This window comes from Thalassolituus sp. ST750PaO-4 (genome assembly GCF_020320405.1).
Lineage (GTDB): Bacteria > Pseudomonadota > Gammaproteobacteria > Pseudomonadales > Oceanobacteraceae > Venatoribacter > Venatoribacter alkanivorans.
In genome coordinates this window covers 23,989-37,156 of record NZ_JABVCB010000001.1, presented here as the reverse complement: position 1 = coordinate 37,156, position 13,168 = coordinate 23,989, and the positions used below count along the sequence as shown (strand labels likewise).

11 protein-coding genes are annotated in these 13,168 nt (G+C 55.2%); 7 read left to right on the top strand and 4 right to left on the bottom strand.

Translation table 11 applies throughout. The features are described 5' to 3' along the window. Nucleotides 1-403 precede the first annotated feature (403 nt). Both HUF18_RS00160 and HUF18_RS00155 read left to right on the top strand, forming a co-directional pair. Nucleotides 404-1,297 carry an acyl-CoA thioesterase gene (locus HUF18_RS00160; protein WP_225690637.1) on the top strand — a complete coding sequence of 298 codons (894 nt, stop codon included), beginning with the start codon at nucleotides 404-406 and terminating at the stop codon, nucleotides 1,295-1,297. After that, entirely contained in the window at nucleotides 1,294-1,854 is a 561-nt protein-coding gene (locus tag HUF18_RS00155) for an acyl-CoA thioesterase (RefSeq protein ID WP_145470489.1), read from the top strand. Before HUF18_RS00160 ends, HUF18_RS00155 begins: the two co-directional genes overlap by 4 nt. An 18-nt stretch (nucleotides 1,855-1,872) precedes the next feature. Here the strand turns inward: HUF18_RS00155 and HUF18_RS00150 are convergent, their stop codons facing one another. The 4 genes from HUF18_RS00150 to xseA form a co-directional block, all read right to left on the bottom strand. After that, nucleotides 1,873-3,084 carry an HD-GYP domain-containing protein gene (locus tag HUF18_RS00150; RefSeq protein ID WP_225690635.1) on the bottom strand — a complete coding sequence of 404 codons (1,212 nt, stop codon included), beginning with the start codon at nucleotides 3,082-3,084 and terminating at the stop codon, nucleotides 1,873-1,875. Nucleotides 3,085-3,166: 82 nt separating this feature from the next. After that, nucleotides 3,167-3,376 carry a hypothetical protein gene (locus HUF18_RS00145; RefSeq protein WP_145470493.1) on the bottom strand — a complete coding sequence of 70 codons (210 nt, stop codon included), beginning with the start codon at nucleotides 3,374-3,376 and terminating at the stop codon, nucleotides 3,167-3,169. Then, nucleotides 3,369-4,259 carry a M23 family metallopeptidase gene (locus HUF18_RS00140; protein ID WP_225690634.1) on the bottom strand — a complete coding sequence of 297 codons (891 nt, stop codon included), beginning with the start codon at nucleotides 4,257-4,259 and terminating at the stop codon, nucleotides 3,369-3,371. Before HUF18_RS00140 ends, HUF18_RS00145 begins: the two co-directional genes overlap by 8 nt. Nucleotide 4,260: 1 nt before the next feature. Further along, a complete protein-coding gene (gene xseA, locus HUF18_RS00135; RefSeq protein WP_446751461.1) occupies nucleotides 4,261-5,682 on the bottom strand; it encodes an exodeoxyribonuclease VII large subunit in 1,422 nt (473 codons plus the stop codon). Nucleotides 5,683-5,887: 205 nt separating this feature from the next. Here xseA and HUF18_RS00130 point away from each other — a divergent pair, with 205 nt between their 5' ends. From HUF18_RS00130 to guaA, 5 genes are all read left to right on the top strand, one after another. Further along, complete coding sequence (locus HUF18_RS00130; protein ID WP_145470496.1) at nucleotides 5,888-6,361, top strand: DUF3015 family protein; 474 nt, start codon at nucleotides 5,888-5,890, stop codon at nucleotides 6,359-6,361. Between the two features lie 155 nt (nucleotides 6,362-6,516). Next, the gene (locus tag HUF18_RS00125; RefSeq protein ID WP_225690632.1) at nucleotides 6,517-8,370 is read left to right on the top strand and encodes an Lnb N-terminal periplasmic domain-containing protein; all 1,854 of its coding nucleotides are present in this window, start codon (nucleotides 6,517-6,519) and stop codon (nucleotides 8,368-8,370) included. Continuing rightward, nucleotides 8,370-9,308 (top strand): alpha/beta hydrolase, encoded by a 939-nt coding sequence (locus tag HUF18_RS00120; RefSeq protein WP_225690631.1) that lies wholly within the window; start codon nucleotides 8,370-8,372, stop codon nucleotides 9,306-9,308. Before HUF18_RS00125 ends, HUF18_RS00120 begins: the two co-directional genes overlap by 1 nt. Nucleotides 9,309-9,361: 53 nt before the next feature. Next, on the top strand, nucleotides 9,362-10,846 hold the full coding sequence (gene guaB / locus HUF18_RS00115) for an IMP dehydrogenase (RefSeq protein ID WP_145470502.1): 1,485 nt from the start codon (nucleotides 9,362-9,364) through the stop codon (nucleotides 10,844-10,846). A gap of 66 nt (nucleotides 10,847-10,912) precedes the next feature. Continuing rightward, nucleotides 10,913-12,493 carry a glutamine-hydrolyzing GMP synthase gene (gene guaA, locus HUF18_RS00110; RefSeq protein ID WP_145470504.1) on the top strand — a complete coding sequence of 527 codons (1,581 nt, stop codon included), beginning with the start codon at nucleotides 10,913-10,915 and terminating at the stop codon, nucleotides 12,491-12,493. Nucleotides 12,494-13,168 lie beyond the last annotated feature (675 nt).

Sequence of the window (13,168 nt, the reverse complement as noted above, 5' to 3'; positions counted from 1 at the left end):
GTATTGTGTGAAACATTAGGGCCTGTCGACACTAATTAAACAGACTGTTATTGGCTAAAAATATCTCAGGCAAGGCGCTGAGAGTGTGGCCTAACGGGTTCAGCGAGCGAACAGCAACGCAGGATGAGGGATTTTTAGCCATAACCCTTCGGGCTGAGGCCAGTTTTCCCCAATAACATCGTCGCTCGTCATTCATTTAGCCCGCTAATATCACTCCTCTCTCCTTGTTCTGAGAAAAACTGGCTCTCAGCAGGCCGGATTTACTTAGTGTCGACAGGCCCTAACAAACAGAAAAAGCTGGTCAGGCCGGTCAACAGTGCCCGCCAGCGATGATTTTAATAAGAAAAGGTGGCGTCAGGGCAGCAACATCCGCCCGCGTCCGACCGTTAAGGCAGGGTTTAGTATGAGCAATGTATTGGCAGAATTGATTGAGCTGTTAAAGCTGGAAGCCATTGGCGTAAACCGTTTCCGTGGTCAGAGCCAGGATCTGGGCTTCCGTAATTTGTTCGGCGGTCAGGTGCTGGGGCAGAGTTTATCGGCAGCCATTCAGACGCTGACTGAAGGCGATTGGGCCCCACACTCACTGCATGCTTATTTTCTGCGTCCCGGTACAGTGACCGACAGCGTTGAATTTGAAGTGGATGTACTGCGCGATGGCCGCAGTTTTGCCACCCGGCAGGTAAAAGCCAGCCAGAACGGTAAGGCGATTCTGACCATGATGTGCTCGTTCCAGCATCCGGAAGCGGGCTTTGAGCATCAGAATCCGATGCCCGATATCAAAGGCCCGGAAGGCATTCCGTCGCAGCTGGAACTGGCGCGTATGTTCCGCGATTACTTCCCGGAGCGGGTTCGCGATATTTACACCGCCGACCAGCCGATTGAAATCCGCGTGCTCGACCCGGTGAATATTTTTGCGCCACAGAAAAAAGAGCCGGTGAAATACGCCTGGATGAAGGCCGATGCGCCCATGGGCGATAACCCCAATGTGCACGCCACCATGCTGGCTTATGCCTCCGACTTCAACCTGATTACCACCGCGCTGCACCCGCATGCGGTATCGGTATCGCAGAAAGACATGCAAGTGGCCAGCCTGGACCACAGCGTCTGGTTCCACCGTTCGCTGCGTATGGATGAATGGCTGTTGTACGCCATCGACAGCCCCAATGCCGGTGGTGCGCGTGGCTTCTGTCGCGGTCAGCTGTTTAACCAGAAGGGCGAGCTGGTGGCTTCGGTGGCGCAGGAAGGTCTGATGCGCAAGATTGATCTGAACGCCAAATCCGGTGAAAGCAAAGCATGAGCCAGATGTTGCGCTCGGCCCTGATGTTTGCCCGCCGTCCCTGGGCCAAGCCGGCAACGGCGCTGGATGTATTTCATACCCGTTTCCGCGTCTTGCCCTGGGATTGTGACCTGAATCTGCATTTAACCAATACCCGTTATCCGGCCTGGCTGGATCTGGCGCGCACCGAGTTTTTTCTGCGCCTGGGCACCGGCCCATTATTTGTGCGCAAGGGCTGGCGCTCGGTATTGGCCAGCCAGACTTTAACCTTCGTGCGTGAGATCAAACCGCTGGCGCTGGTGGATGTGGAAAGCCGGGTGCTGCACTGGGACCGTAAGTATTTCTATATGGAGCACCGTTTTCTGGTCGATGGCCGTTTACATGCCAAAGCGCTGGCGCGCATTGCGGTGCTGAAGGGCGGCCGGGTGCGCTCGCTGGCGAGCATGCTGCAGGCCGTCGCGCGTCTGAAAAATGAGCCGGATGAGTTGCAGGAAGCGCCACCGGCACCGCTTGAGGTGCTGGCCAAAATCGAATTGCTGGGAGCCAAACGGCAGGCGGAAGAAGAACGCAGCAGCTGATGCTGTGTGGGTTCTGTTTCAGGCGATAAAATCGTTCAGGCGGATACCAAAGCGGGCCGGGTCTACGGCCTGCAGTATTTCGTCCTGAGTGGTCGGTTTGCTCAGGTCGATGATCTCAACCGGCAGATAACGCTGACTGCTGGTGTTATAAATAACCTTTACCAGTGGCAGGCGCTGATCGGTTTCGGATGCTTCAATCACCACCGCCAGCCGCTGACTTTTCAGCTTCACCAGCGAGCCCACCGGATAAATGCCCATTGAGCGGATAAAACGGTGCACCAGTGTCTGATCAAGGTGGGTGCCGCTCCATTCCAGCAGTTTTTTCAGCGCCATCGTCGGTGGCAAGCCTTTGTGATACACGCGGTCGGCGGTGATGGCATCGTACACATCGGCAATGGCGCACATCTTTCCTTCGCGGCAGATATCGCAGTCGTGCAGGCCTTCCGGGTAGCCGCTGCCATCAATACGCTCGTGGTGCTGGGCAGCGACCTTAATGGTCAGCTCACTCACCCCCGGTGTCTTTTTCAGCAGCTCGCGGCTGAATACCACGTGGTTGCGCATAATGGCGAATTCATCGTCGTTCAGTTTGCCGGGTTTATGCAGTACCTCGTCGGGGATCATCACTTTGCCGATATCATGCAGCATGGCGCCAACCACCGCCTGGTGCATGGTCTCACGGTCAATCTTCAGGCTTTTGGCAAAGATGCCCATCAGAACGGCGAGATTGATGGAGTGTTCGAGCAGGTAATTGTCTTTTTCGCGGATACGGCCAAGGCAGGCGAGGGCGTTGTGATTACGCAGCACCGAATCGACCATACCATCGGCCAGACGGTCGAAGGCTCCGACATCGATGGCGCGGCCAAGCTTCACATCTTTCAGTACATTGCTGACCAGACCTTTGGCCTGGGTATGGATTTTATTCGCTTTCAGCAGTTCTTCCTGCACACCGCTGCGGGCTTTCTGATCGGGTTTCAGGGTGGCTGCTTTGTCCAGTGCCTGCTGGTTGGCACGCTCCACTTCGGCGGCGGTCAGAGCATTATCGCCGACATCCAGACCGCGGCTGGTGTCGATATACACTTCGCGGATACCACGGCGACGGATTTCGTCGACAATGCTCTGGTCGGGAATGCGACCTTCTTTCTGGTAGTTATGGTGAGGAATCCAGTCGCAGTTCAGGTCTGAGACATACATGTCTGGCTTGAGCTGGTCAACGGAGATTTTTTTGATCATAACGGACTTTCAGAAAAGGGCTTTTCTGAGTATAGACACTGATCGTCCGTCGGCGGTCTTATCGGAAGGTGTAATTGCCGGCCTATTTTACCGGCGATGATGTGTCTGGATTGCTGCTTTCTTCAGCGGGGGTGGTCGTGGTGCGCTCATCCTGTTGCTGCAGTAATTTGCGGGCGGCACTGAAATCAAAGCCGGTATCGTCATTCAGTGCATCGGGGTCGGGACGGATGCCACAGCCGCTGCCTTTAACTGGCAGTAAACCAGCGGTGCCGGGATGTTTTTTATCACTCATGTGCAGCTCCTGTTTGTCCGGTGGCTGACAGAATTTTGCCACCCTGCAGAGGAGAAATCAGCAGCAACGGATTAATACGGGCGTTGTTCAGGCTGACTGTCCAGTGCAGATGAGGGCCGGTGGCACGGCCGGTTGCTCCGACCTGACCAAGGCGTTCACCGGCAATAATCTCTTCGCCTTCTTTAACCTCAATAACGCTCATATGGCAGAACATGCTGATCAGCCCCTGACCATGGTCGATAAAGACGCTGTTACCATTAAAAAAGAAGTCACCGGTCAGCACCACTTTACCATCCGCCGGCGCCAGAATGGGCGTGCCGGTTGTTGCAGCAATATCCAGCCCACTGTGTGGGTTGCGCTGTTCACCGTTAAAAAAGCGTTTCAGGCCAAAGGCGCTGCTCATATCGCCACGAATGGGCCATGCCATAGGCTGCCACGGGCGTGCCGGGCTGAAGCTGGTATAAACCGCCGCCATCCGTGCCTGTTCTTTGCGGATACGCGCCAGCTCTGCGGCGCTGGGGTTCACATGTTTCTTCTTAACCGTCAGATGCTGCTCAGGGTAGGCGTGGTCATTAACGGTAAAACGGATGTTTTTATTGCCGGCTTTGATGCTGGCTTCGCCGGGCTGCTGACTGAGTGGAATACCAACCATGGCCAGCCAGGGTTTTTGCTCGTCCGGGCGGATGACCATCACATTCTGTTGATTGAAGCTTACCTGCGGCGGCTGAATACCATAGCCGACAGGAATAACCGTCAGGCCGCCGGGAATACTCTGTTGTAACGGCAGGGGCCCTTCGGCAGGAACCGGGGTGGCACTCTGGATCGAACCGGCGGCGAACAGCGAGACGATAAACTGCATCATGCTGTGAAAGAGTTCGGCCATGTTAATCCTCGCTGGTTTTCTTCCTGGGAGTGGATTTCCGCACACGCGGTTTTTTCGCGCCTTCTGGCTGTGGCACGGCACTGTCGGTATGCACGGCGATCACTTCCGACTCCAGCCAGCCACTGTGTAAGCGACTATGGATGCGCTGGCCTGCATCAATCTCACTGGCCTGCTGCACCACACGGCCATCGGTTTGCTGGGTAATAGAGTAACCACGGCCAAGAACGTTCAACGGACTCAGGCTGTTCAGCAAATGCGCCTGGGCGGCCAGTTGCTGCTGGCGCTGGGTCAGCTGTTGCTGAATCAGGCGGGTAAATTGTTTTTCCAGTAATGCGACCTGTTGCTGGCGTTCACGCAACAGGCGTTGCGGGTGCTGATGCACCAGTGCCTGCTGCAGCTTCTGCAGGCGGTGATAACGCTGCTGCAGATCCTGTTGCTGCGCCCGTTGCAGACGGATCTCCAGCTGGTCGAGATGTTGCGCACGGTTTTGCAACAGGCGGCCCGGTGCGCGCAGACGTTGCTGAATACGCAACAGGCGTTGCTGTTGCTGCTGCAACTGTCGTTGCATTCCACGCTGCAGGCGCTGATGGATCAGCTGGATCTGACGAATCTGCTGGCTCTGATCCGGACTGAGCAGTTCGGCGGCAGCTGACGGAGTTGGTGCTCTGACATCGGCGACAAAGTCGGCAATGGTAAAGTCCACTTCATGGCCAACCGCGCTGACAATGGGCAGGCGCGAATGGTGAATGGCCCAGGCCACGGCTTCTTCGTTAAAACACCACAGATCTTCGAGAGAACCACCACCGCGGCCAACGATTAACACATCGACATTATTGTCGCGGTTGGCACGCTCAATGGCGGCAACGATGTGTGCCGTGGCGTCACGCCCCTGTACCGGGGTCGGGTAAATATCAATCTCAATCGTCGGGCAACGACGGCGGAAGACCGTCAGCATGTCATGAATGGCAGCACCGGTCGGGGAGGTGATAATGCCAACCCGGCGTACTGAGGGCATGGGCTGTTTGTATTTGTCATCAAACAGTCCGGCCATGGCCAGGCGATCTTTTAACTGCTGAAACGCCAGCAGCAGAGCACCTTCGCCAGCGGGTTTCATCGCATCCACGATCAGCTGGTAGTCACCACGGTTCTCATACAGGCTGACTTTGGCGCGCAGCTCAACTTTATCGCCTTCTTTTGGCATAAATTTCAGCAGGGCGGTGCGCGAGCGGAACATGGCACAACGCACCTGAGCGCCACTGTCTTTTAAGGTGAAGTACCAGTGGCCGGAAGACGGACGTGACAGATTCGAAATTTCTCCTTCAACGCGGACATTGGCGAAAGAAACTTCCAGTAATTGTTTGGCACGCTGGTTCAGCTGGCTGACGGTGAAAATATTGGTGGCTTGCACAAAAGTGAAAGATATCGGTTGTAAGATGTGTTCAGAGGTTGCCATGCTCAGACCGTATTGGCCAGAGATTTTCTTTTGTGTATCAAGGATGTGCGCGGGTTCACTATTAAACTTTTATCCTTATTGATGGCATAGACAGAATGGTTATAACGCGCTAGTGTTAACGCCTTCAGCGCAAGCTGAATCAAATTTTAAATAGGCTGACACAAGGATATAGCCCATGAAAAAGTTTATCGCAGGTGCAATTCTGGTTTCTTCTTCCACTCTGGCGTTTGCCGCTAACCCATACGCTGGTTGTGGTCTGGGCTCAGCTGTTGTATTCCCAGATGCTAACGAATGGCACGAGCACGTACTGGCTGCTACCACCAACGGTACTTCCGGTAACCAGACTTTCGGTATGACTTCCGGTACTCTGGGTTGTGAAGGCGCTAACGGCCCTCTGAAACTGGCTCAGGCGTTCATGGAAGACAACATGGACCAGCTGGCTCTGGACGCTGCTAAAGGTCAGGGCGAAACTCTGGCTGCTCTGGCTGAAGTAATCGGTGTTGAAGCTCAGGACGCTGCTGCTTTCAACCGCACCATGCAGTCTAACTTCGACAGCATGTTCAACGCTGACGCTACTTCTGCTACTGCTTATGAAGCTATGACTTCTGCAATGGCACAAGACGCTGCTCTGCAGAAATACCTGGGTTAATTCCGGTATTGGGGCCTGTTCACTCTGAGTAAACAGGCCCTGATAAAAAAGCGCGCCCCGGCGCGCTTTTTTATTGTCTGAATTTTATGCATTAAAAAAGAAGGAGAGATAACGCTATGCGCTGGTCAGGGATACTGGGGCTTTGTGGATTTTTAATGGCTGCATCGTTCGCAGCGCGTGCTGGAGCAACATCTCTGCCAGACGATGACGCATTGCAAGCATTGGCTGAAAAACCACAATGGGCGCATTTACTGCATTATCGTCTTCACCCGCTTAAAGGACGTCATCTGAGTCAGAATGACAGCCCGGAATTTTTTCTGGCTGCCGATGGCAAAGAAGATCCGGCGGCAGAATTAAAAGCCGACCTGAATGCTTTTTTGCAAACTAATCAGGCGGATGATGAATCGGCGCAGTGTCAGTTTCCTGCACGTTATCATTGGTTAAAACAACAATTACCGGACGTGGCATTTACCGATCAGCGCTGCCCGGCATTTGAAGAATGGCGCGACGAACTCGACGCCCATGCATTAACGCTTATTTTTCCGGCTTCCCATATTAATTCTCCGTCGTCGATGTATGGCCACACGCTGGTGCGTATGGACCGCGCCGACGATTCGCGCAGCAAATTGCTGGCTTACAGCGTTAATTTTGCCGCCAATGCCGACCCAACCGATAACGAACTGGTATTCAGTTATAAAGGTTTAAGTGGTGGTTACCCCGGCGTGGTATCGGTGATGCCGTACTACGTAAAAACCAATGAATATCAGCACATGGAATACCGCGATGTGTGGGAATACCGGCTGAATTTTACCGAAGCCGAAGTCGCGCAGTTTGTGCGCCACATCTGGGAAACCAAAGACACTTATTACGATTATTTTTTCTTTGACGAAAACTGTTCTTATCGTCTGCTGGCATTACTCGATGCCAGTTCAGAACGCGCCGATTTAGCCGAGGCTTTTACCTATAAAGCCGTGCCTGTCGATACCATCCGTGCGTTATGGCAAAACGACCTGGTGGAAAATACCGAATACCGTCCTTCAGCCGCCAGTGATATGGAATTTAAAAGCACTCAGGTGAATGAAGAAGTACTGGCTGCGGCGCAGGCTCTGGTCGACAGCGACGAGGATATCGAAAGCCTGATCGCCGGTTTAAATGCACAGGATCAGGTGCGTGCACTGGAACTCAGCCACGCTTATGCCCGTTATCTGGCAATCAAGAAAAAGCAGGCTAATCCGGTGTTGCGTAAACGCACCCTGGCCTTACTGTCAGCTCGGGCCAAACGTCCGGCGACGGCGGATTTTACCGATGTGCCAATGCCTGCTGTGCGTGATGATCAGGGCCATCTCACTTCCCGCGCTGGCCTCTGGGGCGGGCAGGTGAGTGCGTCTGGTGAGACCCAGGCCTACAGCGATCTGAGCTGGCGTATTGCCTATCACGATGTCCTCGATCTGCCGTCCGGTTTTGTGCCTGGCTCACAGATTCAGATGGGGCAGTGGGATCTGCGTGTCTGGGAAGATGAAGGCGTTAAGCTGCAGCGCTTTAAAGTGGTGGATGTGCTGTCGCTCAGTCATCAGACCTATTTTCAGCGTCCGGTAGCCTGGGCGGTAACGGCCGGTGCCGAGCGTTTTCTGGGGGCTGAAGCTGAGCTGCATGGCTATTTAAAAGTGGCCTTTGGCCGGGCTTACCAGACGGCGCTCGGGCGCTGGTATGGTCTGGCAGAAACCCAGCTGCTGGCGGATAACCAGTTTGAAGATGGCTACCAGCTCAGCTTCGGCCCGCGTGTTGGCTGGCTGTTGCAGCACGAGCAGGTGCAGGCACAGGTCGAAGCCAACTGGCAGCCGCTGAATACCGGTGATGACACCGTACGCCGCAGCCTGCGTGCCGAGGGTGGTTATGCGCTGGGGCAGAATCTGCAGTTACGCTTAAAAGCTGAACGTCAGTTGTTTGCCACTGATGCCGGCACCGCAGGTGTCAGTGAAGTCTCCGCCGGTATGCAGTGGTATTTCTGATGAGACAGGTGGTGCGGGTATTACGCAGACCAATTAGTCTGGCACCGGCGCTGCTTATTGTGCTGATGCTGGGCGGTTGTACCGCCACCACCGGCCTGTTTTTCTATCCGCAGACCGTCTGGATCTCGACCCCTGCCGATGTGCCACTGCCTTACGAAGACATTAGCCTTCGCGCCCATGACGGCACCCGGCTGCACAGCTGGTGGCTGCCGGCGCAAGGCGAAGACAGTGGCATTATGGTGCTGTATCTGCACGGCAATGCCGAAAATATCAGCAGCCACAGCCGCAGTATTTACTGGTTGCCGCAGCAGGGCGTCAGCGTGCTGGCACTGGATTACCGCGGTTTTGGTGCCTCCGAAGGGCAGGCACTGATGCCCGATGTGCTGCAGGATATCGAAGCTGCTACACAATGGCTGCGCACGCAGCATCCGGATAAACAGCTGGTGGTGTTAGGGCAGAGTATTGGTGCGGCGCTGGCGATTAATTTTGTTGCCCGTGCGCAACAGCAGTATCAGATTCAGGCGCTGATTCTCGATGCACCTTTTACCGGCTTTGGTGCGGTTGCCCGCCATGCAATGAGCAGTAACCTGATTGGCTGGCTGATCTGGCCCTTTACCGTTCTGGTACCCACCGACTGGGACCCGGAAGATTATGCGGCAGATATTACGATCCCGACGCTGATTATGCACAGCGCGGATGACCGGGTAATTCCTTATGAACAGGGGCGCGAAATTTTTACCCGTATGAGCGCGCAACGTGCGCAGCAGGGCACACAACAGGGCCAGCAGCAGGACCCACAACAGGTTAGCGCCGCACCGGCGCTATGCTGGCTCGACAGCCGCGGCGGCCACATTGCCTCCTTTGCCTTTGCCGATCTGCGCGAGGCGACCTTCAGTTTCCTGCAAACTCAACGCTGTCCGGCGTTTACCGCTCCCTGAGCTTTCGTTATAATGCTGCGCCTTTCCCATACCCTCGTTCTGGAAGGCACTTTATGTTGCGAATCGCTCAGGATGCACTCACCTTTGATGACGTGCTGCTGGTTCCCGGTTATTCCGAAGTTCTGCCCAATCAGGTTACCCTGAAAACCCGCCTGACCCGTGGCATTCAGCTCAACATCCCGCTGATCTCTGCCGCCATGGATACCGTAACCGAAGCCCGTCTGGCCATTGCCATTGCACAGGAAGGCGGTCTGGGTATCGTACATAAGAACCTCACCATCGAAGAACAGGCCGCGGAAGTCCGTAAGGTTAAAAAATTCGAAAGCGGTGTGGTTAAAGACCCTATCACCGTGCCAAGCACCACCACCATCCGTGAATTGCTGGAGCTGACTCAGCTGCACAACATCTCCGGTATGCCGGTTGTGGATGGCGATGAGCTGGTGGGTATTGTGACCAGCCGTGACGTGCGTTTTGAGAAAAACCTCGACGCCACCGTCGCCAGTGTAATGACTCCTAAAGATCAGCTGGTTACCGTTCAGGAAGGCACCAGTGCCCAGGACGTACAGGACCTGCTGCATATTAACCGTATCGAAAAAATTCTGGTGCTGAATGCCGCAGGCAAACTGGCCGGTCTGATGACGGTAAAAGACATCGATAAAGCCCGTGCTTACCCGAACGCTGCCAAAGATGACCAGGGTCGTCTGCTGGTCGGTGCTGCGGTGGGTACCGGTGCCGGTACCGACGAGCGTGTTGCCGCGCTGGTAAAAGCCGGTGTTGACGTGATCGTGGTGGACACTGCCCACGGCCACACCTCCAATGCCTTTGGTACCGGTGTTATTGACCGTGTGCGCTGGGTAAAAGAAAACTACCCGCAGGTGCAGGTAATTGGCGGTAACATCGCCACCGCCGAAGCGGCGATTGCGCTGGCTGAGGTCGGTGTTGACGGCGTGAAAGTGGGTATCGGTCCGGGTTCTATCTGTACTACCCGTATCGTTGCCGGTGTGGGCGTACCACAGATCTCCGCCGTGGCTAACGTTGCCGCCGCGATGGAAAAATACGGTATTCCGGTGATTGCCGACGGTGGTATCCGTTTCTCCGGCGATATCGCTAAAGCCATTGCCGCCGGTGCCAGCGTGATTATGGTTGGCTCTATGCTGGCCGGTACCGACGAAGCACCGGGCGAAGTGGAACTGTTCCAGGGCCGTGCTTATAAGTCTTACCGTGGTATGGGCTCGCTGGGCGCCATGGATCAGTCGCAGGGTTCTTCTGACCGTTACTTCCAGGACAAAAAAGCCGGTGCCGATAAACTGGTACCTGAAGGTATCGAAGGCCGTATCGCCGTTAAAGGTCCGCTGACCAATATCGTGCATCAGCTGATGGGCGGCGTACGTGCCTCCATGGGCTATACCGGTTGTGCCACCATCGACGAAATGCGTACCAAACCACAGTTTGTGCGCATTACTGCCGCAGGGATGAAAGAGTCCCACGTGCACGATGTGCAGATTACCAAAGAAGCGCCAAACTACCGTCTGGGTTAACACCGGCGGGCTTTGATTTTTCTGGGGATGCACTGCATCCCCGCTTTCGTTTTACGGGAATTAGTTATGTCTCAAGACATTCATGCTCAACGTATCCTGATTCTGGATTTCGGTTCACAGTACACCCAGCTGATCGCCCGTCGTGTGCGCGAAATTGGTGTTTTCTCTGAAATCCGTGCCTGGGATATGGACGAAGCGGAAATCCGCGAATACAACCCAACCGGTATTATTCTGGCCGGTGGCCCTGAGTCGGTTACCGAAGAAGGTTCGCCACGTGCGCCGGAAGTCGTGTTCAACATGGGTCTGCCGGTACTGGGTATCTGCTACGGCATGCAGACCATGGCCGAACAGATGGGCGGCAAAGTAGAAAGCTCCACCATCCGTGAATTCGGTTACGCCCAGATTGCGGTGGAAGGTAACAGCCGTCTGCTGCACGACATCAAAGACCATGTCGACGCCGCCAGTGGTAAAGCGCTGCTCGACGTATGGATGAGCCACGGTGACAAAGTGGTGCGCATGCCGGAAGGTTTCGAGCTGATGGCCTCTACGCCAAGCTGCCCGATTGCCGGTATGTTCCACGCTGAGAAAAACTTCTTCGGCGTACAGTTCCACCCGGAAGTAACCCACACCCTGCAGGGCAAACGTCTGCTCGAACATTTCGTACTGGAAATCTGTGGCTGTGAAGCGCTGTGGACACCAGCAAAAATCATCGAAGACCAGATCGAAAAAGTCCGCGCTCAGGTGGGTACGCAGAAAGTTCTGCTGGGCCTGTCTGGTGGTGTCGATTCTTCTGTGGTTGCAGCGCTGCTGCACAAAGCCATCGGCGACCAGCTGACCTGTGTATTCGTCGATAACGGCCTGCTGCGTAAGAACGAAGGCGACGCGGTTATGGATATGTTCGCCAAAAACATGGGCGTACGTGTTATCCGTGCCGATGCCGAGAAACTGTTCCTCGATGCACTGGCTGGCGTATCTGAGCCTGAAGCCAAGCGTAAGATCATTGGCGGCAAATTCATCGAAGTATTCGATGCCGAAGCCACCAAACTGACCGACGTAAACTTCCTCGCTCAGGGTACGATTTATCCGGACGTGATTGAATCGGCGGCTTCCAAAACCGGTAAAGCCCACGTGATTAAATCCCACCATAACGTTGGCGGTCTGCCGGACGATATGAAGATGGAACTGGTTGAACCACTGCGTGAACTGTTTAAAGACGAAGTGCGTAAAATTGGTCTGGAACTGGGTCTGCCATACGATATGGTTTACCGTCATCCGTTCCCGGGTCCGGGTTTGGGTGTACGTATTCTGGGTGAAGTGAAAAAAGAATACGCCGACATCCTGCGCGAAGCCGATGCCATCTTTATTGAAGAGCTGCATAACTTCGACTGGTACCACAAAACCTCCCAGGCTTTCGCGGTATTTATTCCGCAGAAATCCGTGGGCGTGGTGGGTGATGCCCGCCGTTACGAGTGGGTGATTGCCCTGCGTGCGGTAGAAACCATCGACTTTATGACTGCCCGTTGGGCGCACCTGCCGTACGAGCTGCTGGAAAAAGTATCGAACCGTATTATTAACGAGATCGAGCATGTTTCCCGTGTGACGTACGATGTGTCGAGCAAGCCGCCAGCGACGATTGAGTGGGAGTAAACCGACAGGTTTACGGCTTGCTACCACGCTCTGTGTGGTAGTGCTTGTCGCATGACGGGATAATAAAAACGGCAGCTTCGGCTGCCGTTTTTATTGGTGGCGGCTCGCTCCCACGCTCCGCGTGGTAGTGCCTGTGGCTTGGTGGTGGGAGTGGTGGTGTTCTGAGTTGTAGTCGCTGCGCGGACTGGCTGTTGTATCTGATTTTAAGCCAATGCGGGGCAAGCCCCTGCGCCCCAATCCGGGAAACTTCTCCCCGGACCCCAGCTTCGCGCTGTGTGGTCCGTAATCCTTGTTCGCTCAATTTTTCTGACCACGCGCCCATGCGACATCCCTGTCGCTGCGCGCTCGCTAGGCATCCATGCCCAGCGGATCAGAAAAATAGTCGTTCACTGCGGCGGACCACAGGCGCATAAAAACCATTACGCGAAGCTGCATTTCAAAGCAGGCGCTGCCCTGTGGGAGTGGCTTTTAGCCACGACGGCTCGAGCTTGCTACAACGCTCCGACTCGCTCCCACGCTCCGACTCGCTCCCACGCTCCGACTCGCTCCCACGCTCCGACTCGCTCCCACGCTCCGACTCGCTCCCACGCTCCCACGCTCCCACGCTCCCACGCTCCCACGCTCCCACGCTCCCACGCTCCGACTCGCTCCCACGCTCCGACTCGCTCCCACGCT

Coding starts and splice junctions, on each gene's coding strand:
- HUF18_RS00160 (WP_225690637.1), top strand. CDS start 404: ATGAGCAATGTATTGGCAGAATTGATTGAGCTGTTAAAGCTGGAAGCC.
- HUF18_RS00155 (WP_145470489.1), top strand. CDS start 1,294: ATGAGCCAGATGTTGCGCTCGGCCCTGATGTTTGCCCGCCGTCCCTGG.
- HUF18_RS00150 (WP_225690635.1), bottom strand. CDS start 3,084: ATGATCAAAAAAATCTCCGTTGACCAGCTCAAGCCAGACATGTATGTC.
- HUF18_RS00145 (WP_145470493.1), bottom strand. CDS start 3,376: ATGAGTGATAAAAAACATCCCGGCACCGCTGGTTTACTGCCAGTTAAA.
- HUF18_RS00140 (WP_225690634.1), bottom strand. CDS start 4,259: ATGGCCGAACTCTTTCACAGCATGATGCAGTTTATCGTCTCGCTGTTC.
- HUF18_RS00130 (WP_145470496.1), top strand. CDS start 5,888: ATGAAAAAGTTTATCGCAGGTGCAATTCTGGTTTCTTCTTCCACTCTG.
- HUF18_RS00125 (WP_225690632.1), top strand. CDS start 6,517: ATGGCTGCATCGTTCGCAGCGCGTGCTGGAGCAACATCTCTGCCAGAC.
- HUF18_RS00120 (WP_225690631.1), top strand. CDS start 8,370: ATGAGACAGGTGGTGCGGGTATTACGCAGACCAATTAGTCTGGCACCG.
- guaB (WP_145470502.1), top strand. CDS start 9,362: ATGTTGCGAATCGCTCAGGATGCACTCACCTTTGATGACGTGCTGCTG.
- guaA (WP_145470504.1), top strand. CDS start 10,913: ATGTCTCAAGACATTCATGCTCAACGTATCCTGATTCTGGATTTCGGT.